The 16,602-nt window shown below is 35.9% G+C and carries 19 protein-coding genes, 1 pseudogene and 2 riboswitches; of the genes and pseudogenes, 11 read left to right on the forward strand and 9 right to left on the reverse strand.

Annotation, left to right across the window (positions count from 1 at the left end; genetic code table 11):
* Positions 1-163: 163 nt before the first annotated feature.
* Positions 164-445, reverse strand: a complete 282-nt coding sequence (locus FC748_RS06225; RefSeq protein ID WP_024361643.1) for an acylphosphatase — start codon at positions 443-445, stop codon at positions 164-166.
* A 41-nt stretch (positions 446-486) separates the two neighbouring features.
* Positions 487-2,214, reverse strand: a complete 1,728-nt coding sequence (locus FC748_RS06230; protein ID WP_108030309.1) for a globin-coupled sensor protein — start codon at positions 2,212-2,214, stop codon at positions 487-489.
* Positions 2,215-2,345: 131 nt separating this feature from the next.
* Here FC748_RS06230 and FC748_RS06235 point away from each other — a divergent pair, with 131 nt between their 5' ends.
* The 3 genes from FC748_RS06235 (at position 2,346) to FC748_RS06245 (ending at position 3,737) form a co-directional block, all read left to right on the forward strand.
* Positions 2,346-2,627 (forward strand): DUF1033 family protein, encoded by a 282-nt coding sequence (locus FC748_RS06235; protein WP_024361645.1) that lies wholly within the window; start codon positions 2,346-2,348, stop codon positions 2,625-2,627.
* A gap of 222 nt (positions 2,628-2,849) precedes the next feature.
* A complete protein-coding gene (locus tag FC748_RS06240; protein ID WP_004230088.1) occupies positions 2,850-3,050 on the forward strand; it encodes a cold-shock protein in 201 nt (66 codons plus the stop codon).
* A 207-nt stretch (positions 3,051-3,257) separates the two neighbouring features.
* Positions 3,258-3,737, forward strand: a complete 480-nt coding sequence (locus tag FC748_RS06245) for a YkvA family protein (protein ID WP_024361646.1) — start codon at positions 3,258-3,260, stop codon at positions 3,735-3,737.
* Positions 3,738-3,840: 103 nt separating this feature from the next.
* On the opposite strand, the gene FC748_RS06250 is transcribed toward FC748_RS06245, so the two are convergent.
* From FC748_RS06250 to FC748_RS06275, 6 genes are all read right to left on the reverse strand, one after another.
* Positions 3,841-4,122 (reverse strand): hypothetical protein, encoded by a 282-nt coding sequence (locus FC748_RS06250; protein WP_024361647.1) that lies wholly within the window; start codon positions 4,120-4,122, stop codon positions 3,841-3,843.
* Positions 4,123-4,132: 10 nt separating this feature from the next.
* Entirely contained in the window at positions 4,133-4,522 is a 390-nt protein-coding gene (locus FC748_RS06255; RefSeq protein WP_108030310.1) for an SHOCT-like domain-containing protein, read from the reverse strand.
* A 13-nt stretch (positions 4,523-4,535) separates the two neighbouring features.
* Positions 4,536-4,901, reverse strand: coding sequence for a DUF2089 domain-containing protein (locus FC748_RS06260; RefSeq protein WP_024361649.1), 366 nt, complete (start codon positions 4,899-4,901; stop codon positions 4,536-4,538).
* 381 nt (positions 4,902-5,282) lie between these two features.
* Positions 5,283-6,107: a S1C family serine protease gene (locus FC748_RS06265; protein ID WP_108030311.1), complete on the reverse strand. Its 825-nt coding sequence runs from the start codon at positions 6,105-6,107 to the stop codon at positions 5,283-5,285.
* Between the two features lie 57 nt (positions 6,108-6,164).
* On the reverse strand, positions 6,165-6,821 hold the full coding sequence (locus FC748_RS06270; protein WP_108030312.1) for a hypothetical protein: 657 nt from the start codon (positions 6,819-6,821) through the stop codon (positions 6,165-6,167).
* A gap of 59 nt (positions 6,822-6,880) precedes the next feature.
* Positions 6,881-7,876 carry a S66 family peptidase gene (locus FC748_RS06275; protein ID WP_108030313.1) on the reverse strand — a complete coding sequence of 332 codons (996 nt, stop codon included), beginning with the start codon at positions 7,874-7,876 and terminating at the stop codon, positions 6,881-6,883.
* A gap of 225 nt (positions 7,877-8,101) precedes the next feature.
* Here FC748_RS06275 and FC748_RS06280 point away from each other — a divergent pair, with 225 nt between their 5' ends.
* Positions 8,102-8,572, forward strand: a complete 471-nt coding sequence (locus FC748_RS06280) for a DinB family protein (RefSeq protein WP_108030314.1) — start codon at positions 8,102-8,104, stop codon at positions 8,570-8,572.
* A gap of 113 nt (positions 8,573-8,685) precedes the next feature.
* On the opposite strand, the gene FC748_RS06285 is transcribed toward FC748_RS06280, so the two are convergent.
* Entirely contained in the window at positions 8,686-10,290 is a 1,605-nt protein-coding gene (locus FC748_RS06285; protein ID WP_024361654.1) for an ABC-F family ATP-binding cassette domain-containing protein, read from the reverse strand.
* A gap of 713 nt (positions 10,291-11,003) precedes the next feature.
* Between FC748_RS06285 and FC748_RS06290 the strand changes: the two genes are divergently transcribed.
* The 7 genes and pseudogenes from FC748_RS06290 (at position 11,004) to FC748_RS06320 (ending at position 16,176) form a co-directional block, all read left to right on the forward strand.
* On the forward strand, positions 11,004-11,432 hold the full coding sequence (locus tag FC748_RS06290) for a HEAT repeat domain-containing protein (RefSeq protein ID WP_024361655.1): 429 nt from the start codon (positions 11,004-11,006) through the stop codon (positions 11,430-11,432).
* A 605-nt stretch (positions 11,433-12,037) separates the two neighbouring features.
* A riboswitch (TPP riboswitch) is annotated at positions 12,038-12,146 on the forward strand.
* Between the two features lie 226 nt (positions 12,147-12,372).
* Positions 12,373-12,471, forward strand: a riboswitch (TPP riboswitch).
* Between the two features lie 132 nt (positions 12,472-12,603).
* Positions 12,604-13,224: a thiamine phosphate synthase gene (locus FC748_RS06295; protein ID WP_108030315.1), complete on the forward strand. Its 621-nt coding sequence runs from the start codon at positions 12,604-12,606 to the stop codon at positions 13,222-13,224.
* Positions 13,181-13,975 (forward strand): annotated as a pseudogene (locus tag FC748_RS06300) (FAD-dependent oxidoreductase). Before FC748_RS06295 ends, FC748_RS06300 begins: the two are co-directional and overlap by 44 nt.
* Positions 13,965-14,159, forward strand: coding sequence for a sulfur carrier protein ThiS (gene thiS, locus FC748_RS06305; protein WP_024361659.1), 195 nt, complete (start codon positions 13,965-13,967; stop codon positions 14,157-14,159). Before FC748_RS06300 ends, thiS begins: the two are co-directional and overlap by 11 nt.
* A 1-nt stretch (position 14,160) precedes the next feature.
* On the forward strand, positions 14,161-14,931 hold the full coding sequence (locus tag FC748_RS06310; RefSeq protein WP_025219542.1) for a thiazole synthase: 771 nt from the start codon (positions 14,161-14,163) through the stop codon (positions 14,929-14,931).
* Entirely contained in the window at positions 14,924-15,943 is a 1,020-nt protein-coding gene (locus tag FC748_RS06315; protein WP_025219541.1) for a MoeB/ThiF family adenylyltransferase, read from the forward strand. Before FC748_RS06310 ends, FC748_RS06315 begins: the two co-directional genes overlap by 8 nt.
* Positions 15,940-16,176, forward strand: a complete 237-nt coding sequence (locus FC748_RS06320) for a hypothetical protein (protein ID WP_108030316.1) — start codon at positions 15,940-15,942, stop codon at positions 16,174-16,176. The genes FC748_RS06315 and FC748_RS06320 overlap by 4 nt, the downstream gene beginning before the upstream one ends.
* The last annotated feature ends 426 nt before the right edge of the window (positions 16,177-16,602 follow it).

Raw genomic sequence — 16,602 nt, forward strand, 5'->3', positions numbered from 1 at the left:
TGCTAAGTTTCTCAATAAATACACTTGTCTAATGAGTAGAATTCACATTTTGCTAGGCGTGTATTCTTTATAGTATGTTCGTTTTATAGAAGACCATTAGCAAAAGTCCGTCACTTACTGTTTTTTCTTGTGTAAAATGACAAGTAGAAAAAAGAAGTCAGACTTAAACAATGTCCGACTCCATACGTACATAACCTTTTAAATCGTCGAAAAGTTCTAAAGCAAAAGAATTTGAATCTGCTTGTAGGCTAACACCCTTTTGAACAAATAGTAGAAATTCATCAATTGCTTTTTTTGAACCTTCTACCTCTACTTCTATTTGCTCTTGAGCATTCAACTTGCAATACCCTTTCAAGCCTAATTCTATCGCTTTTTGTTTGATAAAAAAGCGATATCCTGTTCCATAAACATCTCCAAAAAATTTAATCAGCGCTCTCTTGTTCACGCTAAAACCTCCCAAAAGTAGAGGAGGGTAGTCCCTCCACCTTACTGCATAACACGTTCTTTTTCCAAGTACGCAATTAAATTATTAATATAGAATAGAACACGCTTCGAGGCCTCGTCTACCTCTTGTAAATGGCCATCAGCCTTTTGAATATTGCCTTCTTGATATGCTTCCGCAGCTAACTTAGCCGATTTATGCACTTGTAGGTGATATTCGTCTAATTCACGATAATCTTGTAAATGACCAAAACGTTCCACTGTCCGAGGAGCAGTATACCATTTACCGAGTCGGCATTCAGTATGTGAAGACACGTCACTTGGTTGCACTTTTTCTAAACCAAGGAACATATTATAAATACGCCATTTCCATAAAATATGGTCTGCTTTTGAAAGTTGTAATAAAGCAATGGAAGATAACTGGACATTATTATTTGCGATAATATCATTACGGAAACGATTAATTTCTTGCCCGAGTAAGTGTATATCGCTGGATGTATTATAACTATAATCACGAATATCATCTTGATGGCCTGAAATTTCAATCATTCGTGCTGATACTTCGTCTATGGCAGCAGCTTGCTCCTGCGAAATGGCAGCTGTATTGGTCACATCGAGATTAATCCCTTCAATTGCAGCAACAATAGCATTTAGCAGTGGTAATGATTGTTTTGCCTCAATTGTAGCTTCCTTAATAATCGTTGTTGTTTCCGTTATGGAATGTGATACATCATTGGAGTAACTTTTCAGATGGTGAACATTTGTTGATACTTCACTAAGAGCGGAAACCGTTCCTTCTGCTAATTTACGGACTTCTTGCGCTACTACAGCAAATCCTTTGCCATGTTCACCAGCACGAGCAGCTTCAATTGAGGCATTCAGTGCAAGTAAGTTTGTTTGATCGGCAATTTGGTTTATTAAAGTCACAACGTGTTCGATATCATTGACACGTTTTTGTAACTCAGTAAACGAATCAACGATATTAGTAAACGTTTCTTCCGTTTTAAAAATTTCTGATAAAGCATGCTCAATGGCATTCTTACCTTTGACAGCATGATCAACTGATTCCGTTGTTTTTTCAGAAATATGCGAGGACATCCGAGCAACTTCATTGATTGATGCGGCAATTTCCTCTGTTGCAGCAGTAGAAGATTGTATTTCTTCATTTTGTTTATCTAAACTAAATACTAAATCTTTCATGTACATAATTTTTGCATTTACATCCATAAGTGATGAAATTTCAGCGACAACGTTCTCAATTATACGCTCTGTTAATACTTCCACAAGCAGTTCCTGGTCAACATTGACAGCTGATTGGAAAGATTTCATATACTCAAAAGCTTTGTATGGTTTTAAACCAAAGTTATGTAAAATGTAAGTCGTAATATAAAAGGCAAATTGGTTAAATACTACAATTAACTTACCAGGTTCATATTGGTTTTTTCGAAACAGATTGAAAAACTTTACCGTTTCATCCACATATTCATCATCACGAGTGGCCAAGAAAAATTGTGTTAAATAGCGACTAATATTTTCTTCACTAATCGTTTGTTGAGAGGAGGGAGAGATTTCATTTAAATAATTTTTAAATATTGCATTCATAGAAGGCGTAATATCCTTCAATTTATAAAAGAGAGCTTTTAAATTTTCTTCATCTTGTTTATTAAAATGATTAAATGCCAATGTCTTGTTGAAACGGCCTGTTGCACTTAAGTTGGTCCCTCGCTTTAGCAATTGTTCTAGCTCGGCCTTAGGTCGAATACTTGAAAACATAAAAAAAATACCTCCCAAATTAAATAATGAATAATAAGGTAATAATAGCATATTGCAGGGTGTTTTAATAGACATTTCAGAAGTGTTTGCTAAAATTAGAATATCTTATAACAGCAAGGAATGTGGCAAATATGTATACAATACTTTACATGAAAGCTGACTATGAGCCTTGGTGGAAATTTGAAGGCTGGGAAGCTTTTATTCAAACGCAAGAAACGTTTGATACAAAAGAGCAATTTGAGCAAGCATTACAACGGAAATTAGCGCATTTCCGATCAGTATATGAACATGAAGCGACTAAAGAGGGTGGTTTTTGGGCTTTTTGGTCTGAAGATGAAAGTTTTTACTGCGAAGCTTGTGATGATGATGCGCAAGTATACCATGGCATAATGGCTTTTGAAGGACATTGTTAAATAAATTTTCAAATTAATTAAAAAAACAATTTTCTTTATTTGACAAAATTATGAATGATGGTATACTTAACTTAACAATTTAATTGCTTCACCGGAAACATGGATTCACATATTACAAAAAGTGATCGCGTTAGTTCGGTACTCTTTGTAATATGTGAATTTTTTTAATTCGTTGAAGAAATTACATATTGTTCACTTTTATTTTTTTGGAGGTTTTTTTAAATGAAACAAGGTACAGTAAAATGGTTTAACTCAGAAAAAGGTTTTGGATTCATCGAAGTTGAAGGCGAAAACGACGTATTCGTACACTTCTCAGCTATCCAAGGCGAAGGTTTCAAAACACTTGACGAAGGTCAAAAAGTGGAATTCGAAGTTGTAGATGGCAACCGCGGACCACAAGCTGCTAACGTAACTAAACTTTAATTCTCGGTAATTAAAATTACTTTCGTTAAAAAAAGGCACCCTATTTTTATAGGGTGCTTTTTTTGTATACTTTTGCGCTAGTTCGACAATAGTAAGGGCAGGTATTTTGCTATGGACTCGTTTTCAATAGCTCATTTTTAATTATTAATAGGATTATTTTTTCGTTTTGGGGTAATAGGAAATTAAAGTAGAAGGAGGCAGCTCAACATGGATAACAACGGAAACAAACAGAATAAGCAGGAACATCATGATTATTATCAAACATTGCGGAAGAAACTTGTACAATTTTTCACTTCAAAAACAGGGAAGAATCATCGATATGCTGATTATTTATTATTTGTACCTGATATATTTCATTTACTAATTAAAATCGTGACAGATCCTGCAATTGACTCTAAAAGTAAAACATTAATTGGGGCAACCATTACGTATTTTATTTTCCCAATGGATGTTTTACCAGAAGGTATATTTGGTTTTGGCGGTTTTCTGGATGACTTGATGTTAGCCACGTATGTTCTTAATATGACGATTAATAAATTGGGCCCTGAAGTGATTGAAAAACATTGGACTGGTGATGAGAAATTGCTTGGACTTTTACAAAAACTAACAGAAACAAGCGAGGAACTTTTAAGTAAAATGCCTGCAAAATCAATTGTTACAAACTATCTGCACAAAAACAAAAAATAATTATATTATGTTAACTTAAATTGTTCCGAATTAAAATCCCCCATTCTTTTAGAAAGGGGGGATTGTTCGCTTTGTTCACTGTACCTTCTCCACGTACTGCAAACTATAATTTAACCTTCACTTCAGTACCATCATTTGCTTTGACATCCACTAGTACGATTCCTTTATAATTTTTCAGCTCCCGAACAATAGGTTTGAGCACTTCTCTATCTATTGGTGGAAAAGTGAAGTCTATTTTTTTTCTTTCGAAGTGATCTTTTGTCCATTTGTTTGCCATTAGCTGGATAAACTTTGAAGTTAAAATGGAAATAGCGATATTGACAAATGCATATGGAATAGGAATGGTGAAGCGCACACCTTTTGCTTTTACTTTGACATACATCATAAGCGTTTCACTATTCAATAATAACTGAAACGGTATCCCCGTCTGCAGATTTAATATCAACAATTTGGCCATCTAATTCGTTTTCGATTGCTTCTAAGATAAGGTTGATATCTATATCTTTAACATATTTTTCTGATTGAGGTATGTTTGCAGCAATGCTGTGACCTGCCATTAATATTACTTTTACAAGTTTTATAGGCAAATTAACTGTAACATTATCATTTTCGGCAGAAATCACACGAATTTTTAATGTTTTATCTAAATAGGTAGTTGGTTTTTCTAACGATATATTTCCCGTTTCTTCTTTATCCTTTAATGCTTGAATTAGTTCAGATCCTTTGTCTGCATCAATTTTTCCTTCTTGAATCATGGTTAACACTCTTGAAATTTCTTCTTTCATCATTGATTCCTCCTTATTCTTCTTTTAAAAGTTTAATGGCTTCTTCAGCTGTGATTTCGCCATTTTCCAACATAGTGACAACTTTTTTTTCGTCGATTTCATTTTTCTTTTTTGGCTCATATCCAAGGGATGAAATAATGTCTGTTAACTTGCCTCTTACCGTTGGATAGGAAATACCCAATTCTTTTTCAACTTCTTTAATATTCCCTCTGCATGTCAAAAATACTTCCACAAAATGCAGCTGATCCTTTGATAAGGAAGCCAGCTTTGATAATTCAAATTCATTTTCAATCGTAGTGTGACAATGAGAGCATTTTAGCCTGGTTATTTTTAATGTTTTACTACAGACCGGACAATTTGTAATTACTTTATAAGCCATAGTGTGACATCCTTTCTATTTGTTGATTAAATTATATAATAAAAAATCAATAAAATAAACATTAAAATTAAATAAATTAATTTTATTAATAAAAAACTTTAATAATTTAATCATTGATATTAAATTGTGGTTTGATTTTCGATTTAAAAGAGCAATAGGAGGAGTGACGTATCACTAAATATGAGTGGTTTTTGAAATTGGAATATATTCTTGAAAGAAGGGGGGTACAATTATGTCTAACTGAAAGTATATCGTGTAGTGAAGCGAATATAATCATGATGAAATGTCAGGAAAGATGTAATAGGAGAAGCCCCGCCGCTATCTATTGAAGATAGATGGGGGCTTTTATTAATCATAGAAGTACATCAGTTGCTAAGTTAATTACGACGCATTAATAGTTTGCTCGATTTGTTCTTGTAAAACATGTACAGGTATAAACAATCCTACTCGTCCATAAGGCTCCTTTTTCATGGTGGCGAACACAATACCAATAACATCACCGTCTGTATTAAGAACAGGGCTCCCACTATTGCCTTTGTATACAGGTGCTTGCATCATCATAACGGGCACCTGCCAATCATCAAGATAAATTTCATTTAGTAATGTTCCTTTATTTGCAATACCTGTGAAAGCTAGTGGATTACCAATGAAATAAACTGCCTCATCTTCTTGATAACTAGGGCGATTGGCAAGCGTTAACGACGGTAGGTTGGTACCAGTAACTTGCAAAAGAGCTAAATCGACTTCAGGAAAACTTTGTACTAATTGTGCTTCCATAAGCCCTTGTTCTGGAAAGACAACAGACAATGTAAGCGCATTTTCCACCACATGGGCATTTGTTACTATTAAGCCATCTGGAGAAATGACAAAGCCTGTCCCTTTACTAGAGCCAGTAGAGACTTCAACAATCGCTTTTTTATACGTTTGAATATCTTCTTGCTTTGATAATTGGCTAGAGACCTTGAGAAATTCAATAGCTGGTATCGAGTAAATTTGGAAAATCAGCGCAAATGTATTCATAAATAAGACGAACGCCATGCACCATATCATCCATTTAATAATAGGCTTCTGCTTCTTCGGCTTGCTTCCTTGCAGGCGTCTTTCCCGTTCTTCAGCTAAAGCCTTTTGTTGCTCTGCCAGAACAAGTTCAATCAATTCCTCTTCTGTTAACTCTTCTTCAGTAGTGTGCTTATGTATATCGCTCATGTAAGCTACCTCCTTACTTAAAGAAAAAGGCGCCAGAGAGACGCCGATGTAGACAATTTATTCGATTTTTTGAAGCGTTGAAGTGACCGTAAAAACTTCTTCCTTATTTGTTTTCATTTCGTCTTTAGTATGGATCAGCCCCACACCTTTGGCAAAGTATTTTGTCGTCGTCATGTTGTCCTTTGTTTTCCTAAGCTCAATTACATTGTGGAAAGTGGCGAAGCTCGTTGTGATAGCGGCAGTAGTCGATAGAATGACCCAACCATCAAAGCGATGCCCAACTTGCAGCGGTTGTTGTAAAATCGTTTCCATAACCGGGAAGGTTGCTATTTCTTGAGCTGTTGGCACTGTAGGAGCTTCATCGACCGCTTCCATATAAACAAGTTCTATTGCGGTATTCGTAATACGATAAACTTTTAATAAAATGACACCGCCATTATTTTCGATTTGTGCAATTGACGTTTTATCGATATAGCTTGTCTGAAGTGTGTAACTAGCAAATTCGTTGCCTTCACCTTGAAAATAAGCTGTTGATCCATCTGGAGGGAAATAGTCAGTTATCAGTCCTGCATCTAGCTGTTTTGCATTTTGCTCATCTGTTTGGGTCTTGTCATGATTCGTTGCAAGGCTAGGTTGTTCCTGACGCTCAGTTTTTGGATTGTTTGTACAGCCAACAAGAATAAGTGCTAGACATAAGAATATGATTTGTCTCATATCCAACTCCTTTGCCATTTTTCTTTAAGTATACGTGAAGTGACGACTAGATACGAATATTAACAGAACCAACTCTCTAAAAATGTAATGCGTTTTTGCGTTGCATCCACTTTGACACGTAAACCAAGTGGCATTGCGTGCAATGGGTGTGTATGACAACAATCCACCTCTGCCAAGATTGGGATGGCTAACCCGTCCAGCTGTTCTAACAGAACATCGTATGGTTTTCGTCCTGTTCCTTCATCATCGTATTGCTCATGTTTACCTAAAATAATTGCGGAAATGTTGTTAAAGAAGCCATGTAATTTTAGCATGGCGAAGTTTTTCTCCACTACAGCAATCGTTTTAGATGTATCTTCTAACAGTAAAATATCGCCTTCTTTTATTTGTGGGAAAAAGGGGGTTCCTATAAAACCATACATTGTATTGATATTGCCACCAATTAAACGACCTTCCGCACTTCCTTGTTGTACGGTAATCCATGCATTATCATGTTGTGTTTTTTCTACAGTTTTTTCAAGCCAATTAATACGGTCGTCCGTCCAGATAGGGGGAGTGGGCATTTCATAAGGAATTGGCACGTCTTGCATAAACAACTCTTTAAAATATTGTTCTGTGTAGTTGACGAATGGTGGGAATTCACCGAATGTGGATGCAACAGAAGGACCGTAAAACACCGGAATGCCAGTCTTTGCATAGATGGCAAGTAGGATGGCTGTTACATCCGACAAGCCCACAAGTATTTTAGGCGTTTGTTGTAACGCTGCATAATCTATATAAGGCAACATACTATTTGCATTTGTGCCTCCCATCGTAGGTAATATCATTTTCACCGTAGGATTCCGTAGTAAATCATTGAGCTCTTGTGCACGCTCCTTTGGCGTACCAGAACGGTATGTATCACTTTTGCCAGTTAATAGACCTTCCTTGATGGTAAAGCCGAGTGCCTGTAATCTTGCCTTACCTCGTTCATAACGTGCTTTAGCAAGTACTGAAGCTGGTTTGGAGGGCGAATAAATACCGATAGTATCGCCTTGTTTTAATGGGGAGAACATAAAATACCTCTTTCCAATTATTTAAGTTGTAGCCCATTATACATGATTTTACAACTATATGGGTGAACTCTACTACTTTATGAAATAGATGCTACTATCAACAGAAATTTAGAACATTTGTAGCAAAGTTGATATTGTTATGTATGTTAACCACATTCTAGAAACTTGCGATACTGTTTAGAATTGACTATGATAATGTCAGAGTCAAAAAATGGGGGCGATTTGATGTATCGACAAGTAGAAGATTTTCTAAACGACTGGTCAATTGCAGCGGAAGGAACGGTTCAAGTACTAAAAGCAATAACGGATGACAAGTTAGAGCAATGTATTGTTGAAGGGCATAATTCGTTAGGTTGGTTAGGCTGGCATTTAGTTGGTGCAGCAGGCTATTTTAGTTATTTAGCAGGTTTAACAGTGCCGATGATTCGTCAAGAAGATCCAGTTCCAGCTACAGCAGCTGACATTGTAGCGACCTATGAAAAGTTAGCCAATAGTATTAATGAGGAAGCGGCAAAGCTATCAAATGAGGGCTTACTAGAAGAAGTGAACGGTTTTAAAGGACCGATTTCTAGAGGCGCATTATTACGCGCAATGATTGATCATCAAACACATCATCGTGGACAAATGACTGTACTATTACGACAAGCTGGTTTACCTGTACCAGGTGTATTAGGACCAACGAAAGAAATGCAATAATCTAATGAGACGGCAAATACAAGCAGTATTTGTCGTTTTTTAATTTCCAAAATAAAAACTCCCCCAAGTAAGTGGGGGAGTAACATACTATGAAACGTTATTTAGAGGAAGGTTTAGTTTAAACCTTGGCTGTCTTTCCACTCTAAAAACTCATCATAAGTTAACTGTTTGTCTAAAATCGTACCATCTTCACGGATTTCAATGACACGGTTAGCAATTGTTTGGATGAACTGATGGTCATGTGATGTGAAAATCATGGCACCTTTGAAGCGGATTAACCCTTCATTTAGCGCTTGAATGGACTCAAGGTCAAGGTGGTTCGTTGGTTCATCAAGCAAAATAACATTAGCAGTTGCTAACATCATTTTAGACAACATACAACGCACTTTTTCTCCCCCTGATAAGACAGAAGGGGATTTTTTCACTTCTTCACCAGAGAATAGCATGCGACCTAAGAAACCGCGTAGGAAGCTTTCTGTTTCATCATCAGGTGAATATTGACGAAGCCATTCTACTAATGATTTTTCAGAGCCTTCAAAGTATTTATCATGATCGTTTTCGAAGTAGCTTTGAGATGTTGTGACACCCCATTTAAATGTACCAGCATCTGCTTCTTTTTCTTCCATTAGAATATCAAGAAGCGCTGTTTTTGCCATCGGGCTACCTAGTAATACGATTTTATCGTCTTTATTCATTGAGAAGCGAATGTCTTTAAATAACGTTTGACCTTCTTGACTCGCTGTCAAACCTTCCACTGTTAAGACATCATTACCGATTTCACGACCGATTTGGAAGTTGATAAATGGATATTTACGGCTAGATGGTTTAATATCGTCAAGCTCGATTTTATCCAACATTTTTTTACGTGATGTTGCTTGTTTTGACTTTGATGCATTGGCAGAGAAACGAGCAATAAACGCTTGTAATTCTTTAATTTTCTCTTCTTTTTTCGAATTTTGGTCTTGCGCCATTTTTTGCGCTAACTGAGAAGATTCATACCAGAAATCGTAGTTACCCACATATAATTGGATTTTAGAGAAATCCAAATCCGCAATATGTGTACATACTTTGTTCAAGAAGTGACGGTCATGGGATACGACGATTACTGTGTTTTCAAAGTTAATTAAAAATTCTTCTAACCATTGAATTGCTTTTAAGTCAAGGTGGTTGGTAGGCTCATCCAGTAATAGAACATCTGGTTGACCGAATAAAGCTTGTGCTAATAATACTTTGACTTTGTCAGAACCTTCAAGGTCACCCATTAACATATAATGAAGGTCATCTGAGATGCCTAAACCGTTTAATAATGTTGCAGCTTCTGATTCAGCTTCCCAACCGTTTAGCTCTGCAAATTCACCTTCTAATTCAGCAGCACGCATGCCATCTTCATCAGAGAAATCTTCTTTTGCATAAATTGCATCTTTTTCATTTTTTACATCATATAGGCGTTTGTTACCCATAATAACAGTATCTAATACTGTATGCTCATCATATTCGAAGTGGTTTTGTTTAAGGACAGATAAACGTTCGTCCTTACCCATAGAAACATTTCCTTCTTGTGCTTCAATTTCACCAGAAAGAATTTTTAGGAATGTTGATTTTCCTGCACCATTTGCCCCGATTAAACCGTAGCAATTCCCCGGTGTGAATTTTATATTTACGTCTTCAAATAGTTTACGATCGCCATAGCGAAGACCTACATTACTTACTTGAATCATGCAAGTTCCTCCTTTTTTCACAATGGCTCTAGTATATCATGAAATATGTTCCATAGTCTATAAACATTATGACAGCAACGTTTATCGTTCATTGATTTAGTGATTAGCCCTGTTGCTCCCCCAACTACTTCTAAACTGTTACTAAATAAATATACATTCATACCTCGATTTAATAAGATTGTGCAATGAGTATGTGGTAAACCATGCAAAGTAATTTTGTGAAGTGAAGTTTAAGCAGAAAAGGAGATTTTACCTATTAACTGAGGAATTGGAACAACAAACGTTATCTCTGTTTTAAATGAATTGTAATGCAGGGTATCACAGATTGTAACTTGATACACTTAATTAAACCAAAATTGGTGAGAATTATTGATAAAGTTAGTTATTTGGCAATTTGCCCTATAAGTAAATATAAAAAAGCCCCGTTTCTCGCATTAAAATTGAGAAATTCTCGTTACTCTAGAAAAGCGCACGATTGTGGAAAATCATAACCATATTTCTTCTTAAACTAAAGCCTTCGTTCGTTTAAAAAGAAAGGCAAATCTATAAAGAATAGTACATAATTATGATACGGTTCACCTTAATATAGTTAGTTTCCATTATATATATGTGTTTACCAGCGATTCATCGCTATTTTCACCAAGACAATGTATAATAAGAAAAGCAGAAGAAGAATTCATTTTTCCTCTAGTGAAAAAAAGAGGTGCACTCACTTGAAACAATTTGAAACAGCATTACCTGAGCAGTATGAAACATTAAAAAAACAGGCCAATTATACGTCTAGCTGGCGAGAGCGTTTAGCCGCAGTCGAAATATTATCGGCTTATCAACATGACAAAATCATAGATATATTAAAAAATCGTATGGAACATGATACTGTCAACAAGGTCCAATTAGCAGCCTATGAAGCACTTGTGGCGCTTGGAGAGGACGTAGAGAAACCATCACCTGCACGTTTTGATATTATCAAAGGAACAGACAAAATTTTCCTACGGGTTAAAAAGAGCTTGCCAAAGGACCATACAGTGGCAGATTTTGCGGATAAACTAAAACGTATGCGTTTAGATGTCTTTGATGCGTATGAAGGCGACAAAGGTGCAGAATTTATGAACTGGTTAGAGGAACGTTGGGCAAAATTGTAACAATAGTTTTACGACTTATGAAAGCAAGTCATTCTCTCCGATTGTGGAGGGAATGGCTTTTTCTTATCTTACGCTGCGGTTCATCGAAACTAATATTAAATTGAATTACTTCTTCTATTGATTATCCTTCTTATTTAATGATAAAACAAACAACTTATTAACTTAACCTGCTCCTTTATTTTAAGTGAAAATCTGCACAATTTCTTAGCTCCATAACGATTTTCTTTAAATTTTGTTACTCAAGAAAATGGCCCGATTGCGGAACAAGAACAATCCTGTCTATCAACCTCTGTTCCAAAACTTGTAATAATCGTTTACATAACAACTGAAAAAAGCATTAACAAGGGTAGGAACAATCCTTATAGTTAATGCATTTATGAATCATTTATAGCTAAACAATGACATGATTTGCATAGCGCACTGTTGCAACTAAATCCATAATTAAACTAACATCTTTTCTTAAAAATAGATTTCTATGAATTTAAAGCTGAGCCCTGTGTTTTAATGAGTTCAGCTTTTGCAGTATAAAGATTTGATTTTATTCTAATAATACATTATTGAACAATTAAATCGGTAGTGCTATACTTTAATTTGTAATTTCATACAATAATTGCTAGGAGAGCTGGTGTTGCCAGCTGAGAGTAGAGCCGTAAGCTCATGATCCTTTTACCTGATCTAGATTATGCTGGCGTAGGGAAGCAGATAGGATATTGTCTATTATACAAGTCCTTGTTTCCTTATTGTGGAAGCAAGGGCTTTTTTATCTTTCATTAACGGGCTGTATAACCCTCATCTAAAGATTGAGAGAAGCGAAGAAGAAAGATGGGGGATAACTGCCTGTAAGAGCCGATTGGTTCGACTAACCATCAAGTGGGGATGAAGAAGTCCCGCTTGATGGAAGTTGCACTTTATTTGCTATAACATTTTAATTGAATATTGAAAAGACCACTAGGGGTGCACGGATGTGCTGAGAGAGGAAACTCAACTCTTTGAACCTGATCTAGATCATACTAGCGAAGGGAAGTGGCTTACTTTTTGTACTTCAATGTACAAGATTTATAGCCACTTCTCTATGCTTGAGGGGTGGCTTTTTGTATGGAATTATAATGAAAGGAAGTGAACAACAACTTAATTTCTATTTTAGATATGAAAGAATAGGATGATTTAAGAAATGAATAAAAAAATAGCGCTCCATATCATTACAGATGGCCAGCATTCACTACATGAAGTGGTCCATTTTGTAACTAAGTTTGAACCCTATATAAGCTATTTGCATATTCGTGAGCCAAGTTGCACTGCTTCTGAACTCTTTGATTGTATAAGAAAATTAAAATATGCAGGCTTTCCATTACAAAAGATTGTGATTAATGATCGAATCGATGTTGCACTTGCTGCGGATGTTTCTCATGTGCAAATAGGTTATCGTAGTATTCCTGTAGCTATCGCAAGTGAGAAGTTCTCAAATCTTAAAATTGGTGCATCTATTCACTCTCTTGAAGAGGCTACAAATACAAAGGCCAATTGGTTACTCTATGGACATATTTTTGATACAGAAAGTAAGAAAGGAATCGCTTGTCGTGGAACAAAATTATTACAACAGCTTGTAAGCACTGTATCTATTCCTGTGATTGCTATCGGTGGAATCACTCCGCAAAATACAAAAGAAGTATGTGCGTCAGGAGTTTCAGGAATTGCAGTGATGTCAGGAATTTGGCAGGCAAATGACCCTATTGAAAAGGTAAAAGAATATGCTCGTCAACTTAAGGAGTGGGAAGATGAAAAGTTTCGATAGTATGATCATCATCGGTAGTACAATCGCACATTGACTTGCTGAACGCGTTTTACACGTAGCAATTCTTGAGAAAAAGGTAATTGCAGAGGGTGCTTCACATGTAGCTGCTGGATTACTAGGGGTTCAGCACAATGGGATGACGATCCTTTGTATGAAATGGTAAGAAAAAGTCGAACATTATTTCCAAAAGTAGCGGAAAAAATCCGTGCAAAAACAGGTATTGATATAGGGTACGAAGTGAAAGGAATATACAGGATTGCAAATTCAGAAGAAGAATTTGAACGTATTCAACAAATTCGCTTTTGGCAAGTATCAGCTGGAGAAGAAACATTGTTGCTTTTTTCAGAAGAATTAAGAAATTTTGAACCAAATGGAAGTGATTTCCTTAAAAAGTAATTGCCCATTACTTAATGCTCCTATATTTTAAAAACGATTTTATATTGTACCAAAACGAATGTGGTAAATACGTCACTGTTGCAACGATAGAGCCGAATTCATATCAAGAGATGTTAAAGCAATGAGTATTGTAGACATATTACAAAAGGCATTTTCTATTGTTTCAGCCCTACAAGATGCAAGTTGGGACCGAACATGGGCAGGATTACGAAATGGAGGCAGAAGTTATATGGAAGTACATTCGACAATTCAAGGGCAATTTGTATCAACAGGACATTATCGTTATAGCATATTGCTAAGCCCATTCGTAGGAGAATATATGTCAGATTTAATGGTGAAACACTATGTTTATTAATGGAAATAGGATGGAAGTTCCAGACCATGTGAAAACAATTGAGAGCTTATTGATTCACTTAGGGCTTCAGGAAAAAATAGTTGTTGTCGAACAAAACGGCGTAATTTTGAAAAAAGAAAATTATTCGACAGTGGTTAAGTCTACTGATTCTATTGAGATTGTTACATTTGTCGGAGGGGGTTAACATGTATCAAATTGGACCATATACATTTACTTCAAGATTATTACTAGGAACAGGGAAATTTTCAGATTTTGATATTCAAAAAGGAGCAATAGAAGCATCAGAAGCTGAAATTTTAACATTTGCTGTGCGTCGTATGAATATTTTTGAACCATCCCAGCCTAATTTGCTAGATAAAATAGATTTATCAAACTATCGATTATTACCAAATACTGCTGGTGCGAAAACAGCTGAGGAAGCAGTACGTATTGCTAAACTAGCAAAAGCATCTGGGTTATGCGATATGGTGAAAGTTGAAATAATCGGGTGTGATGATACATTATTGCCTGATCCATTAGAAACATATCGTGCATGTGAAATGCTTTTAGCAAAAGGGTTTATTGTACTACCGTATACTTCAGATGATGTCGTTCTTACTCGGAAATTACAAGAACTAGGGGTTCATGCCATTATGCCAGGTGCGTCACCAATTGGTTCAGGACAAGGAATTTTAAATCCATATAATTTACAAGTTATCATTGAACAAGCGACAGTACCTGTTATTGTAGACGCAGGTATAGGTACTCCGTCTGATGCAGCACTTGCTCTTGAACTAGGTGCGGATGCAGTATTGCTAAATTCAGCAGTTTCTGGTGCGAAGAATCCAGTGCAGATGGCAGAAGCTATGAAACTAGCAATTCATGCAGGTAGACTAGGTTTTGAAGCAGGAATTATAGAGAAAAAAGAGCGGGCTCAAGCTAGTAGTCCTTCACAGGGGATGAGTATTATTGATTAATCGCTATTCAAGACAAGAACTATTTTCATTTATAGGACAAGTTGGCCAAAAAAAAATTCAACAAAAACACGTACTTATTGTTGGAGCAGGAGCATTAGGTAGTAGCAATGCCGAAATACTTGTACGTGCTGGAATAGGTAAGTTATCCATAGTGGACCGAGATTATGTAGATTGGTCAAATTTACAACGCCAACAACTATACAGTGAAGAAGATGTGTTTCAACATTTGCCAAAAGCTGTTGCTGCAAAACAAAGATTAGAGAAAATTAATCGTGATGTGCTGATTGAAGCGTTTGTTCTAGACATTTCGTCATCTGAACTTTTTGCGTTTCAAGATGTAGATCTAATCATCGATGCAACAGATAATTTTGAAACACGTTTCTTACTAAATGATTTTGCAGTCAAGTATGAAATTCCATGGATTTACGGAGCATGTGTAGGTAGCTATGGTATTACATATACCATTTTGCCGCATGAAACACCTTGCCTACACTGTTTGATGGAAATCATTCCTTTATTCGGAGGGACAACTTGTGATACTGTAGGAATTATTGCACCTACAGTTACGCAAGTTGTGTCACATCAAATGGTAGAAGCATTGAAAATCTTAGTGGAAGATTGGGAAGCAATCCGAAAAGAATTATTGGCTTTTGATTTGTGGAAAAACGAGCAAACAAAGATCAATGTAAAAAGTTTAAAAAAGTCTACATGTTTGACTTGTGGATTAAACCCAACCTATCCATATTTAACGAAAGAATCAATAACCAAGGTTGCAGTACTATGCGGTCGTAATACGGTTCAAATTCGTCCTGCAAAACCAAAGTTAGTTAATATTATTGAGTTTGAAAAGAACCTGGCTCCACATGTTCAACATTTGAAGTCAAATCCATTTTTAATTCATTTTCAAGTTAATCAAAATCAGATTATTCTTTTTCGGGATGGACGTGTATTAATTCATGGAACGAATGATATTGTAGAAGCGAAGAAAATCTATCATCAATATTTTGGATGAGGATAGGTATAAAATGTTCCATATTTCCGAGGGCAAGTACGATTTCGTGTAATGGACCTCATTTTCAAGATTTACCTGACCAAGAAAACTATCGTTTAAAAGCAAAAGCAGATAATGCAATAATTGGTACGAACGTGAAAATTGTTGATGAGTTAGGCGATGAAGTATCACATGATAGCATATCTGTTGGGGAAGTCATCGTCAGAGATAATGTTGGGATGAAGGGCTATTGAAAAAACGAACAAGCAACAATATTGTCGATAAAAGATGAAAGACGGCGACCTTAGCCGTGTATTTAAGCTAGTTTAAATTATTTTTAATACCTCTTTTAAGTTAGTATAAAAATGAAAACTTAGAGGAGGTTTTTTTATGTACAATCAACACATTTTGTATTTCACCGTTTTCGACTTTTTCAACCTAATAATTTCGAACAGCTAGCGAGGGAGACAGGTCAATTGAACAAATGCTAATAAAGCATATCCATTTACTCTTTCAATCATATCAGCAGTATTGCTAAGGATAATAATCCAGCAAGCGAGAGAAGATACAAACATGGTAAACTTTTATATGTACTACCCGATAAAATATTTTTGAAGTGGTAGGGCGCAATTTAATGCTCGAGGAGCGAAAATCCATAACTTCGCTCTGAAGGAAGGTGA

The organism is Lysinibacillus sphaericus (genome assembly GCF_005217585.1).
In the GTDB taxonomy this organism is placed as follows: Bacteria; Bacillota; Bacilli; order Bacillales_A; family Planococcaceae; genus Lysinibacillus; species Lysinibacillus sphaericus.

Bases quoted from the DNA above. Each gene is read 5' to 3' on its own strand.
- FC748_RS06265 (WP_108030311.1), bottom strand. From the start codon at position 6,107: ATGAGCGATATACATAAGCACACTACTGAAGAAGAGTTAACAGAAGAG.
- FC748_RS06295 (WP_108030315.1), top strand. From the start codon at position 12,604: ATGAATAAAAAAATAGCGCTCCATATCATTACAGATGGCCAGCATTCA.
- FC748_RS06240 (WP_004230088.1), top strand. From the start codon at position 2,850: ATGAAACAAGGTACAGTAAAATGGTTTAACTCAGAAAAAGGTTTTGGA.
- FC748_RS06255 (WP_108030310.1), bottom strand. From the start codon at position 4,522: ATGAAAGAAGAAATTTCAAGAGTGTTAACCATGATTCAAGAAGGAAAA.
- FC748_RS06230 (WP_108030309.1), bottom strand. From the start codon at position 2,214: ATGTTTTCAAGTATTCGACCTAAGGCCGAGCTAGAACAATTGCTAAAG.
- FC748_RS06320 (WP_108030316.1), top strand. From the start codon at position 15,940: ATGAGGATAGGTATAAAATGTTCCATATTTCCGAGGGCAAGTACGATT.
- FC748_RS06260 (WP_024361649.1), bottom strand. From the start codon at position 4,901: ATGGCTTATAAAGTAATTACAAATTGTCCGGTCTGTAGTAAAACATTA.
- FC748_RS06245 (WP_024361646.1), top strand. From the start codon at position 3,258: ATGGATAACAACGGAAACAAACAGAATAAGCAGGAACATCATGATTAT.
- FC748_RS06275 (WP_108030313.1), bottom strand. From the start codon at position 7,876: ATGTTCTCCCCATTAAAACAAGGCGATACTATCGGTATTTATTCGCCC.
- FC748_RS06280 (WP_108030314.1), top strand. From the start codon at position 8,102: ATGTATCGACAAGTAGAAGATTTTCTAAACGACTGGTCAATTGCAGCG.
- FC748_RS06270 (WP_108030312.1), bottom strand. From the start codon at position 6,821: ATGAGACAAATCATATTCTTATGTCTAGCACTTATTCTTGTTGGCTGT.
- thiS (WP_024361659.1), top strand. From the start codon at position 13,965: ATGTTTATTAATGGAAATAGGATGGAAGTTCCAGACCATGTGAAAACA.
- FC748_RS06310 (WP_025219542.1), top strand. From the start codon at position 14,161: ATGTATCAAATTGGACCATATACATTTACTTCAAGATTATTACTAGGA.
- FC748_RS06250 (WP_024361647.1), bottom strand. From the start codon at position 4,122: ATGATGTATGTCAAAGTAAAAGCAAAAGGTGTGCGCTTCACCATTCCT.
- FC748_RS06285 (WP_024361654.1), bottom strand. From the start codon at position 10,290: ATGATTCAAGTAAGTAATGTAGGTCTTCGCTATGGCGATCGTAAACTA.
- FC748_RS06235 (WP_024361645.1), top strand. From the start codon at position 2,346: ATGTATACAATACTTTACATGAAAGCTGACTATGAGCCTTGGTGGAAA.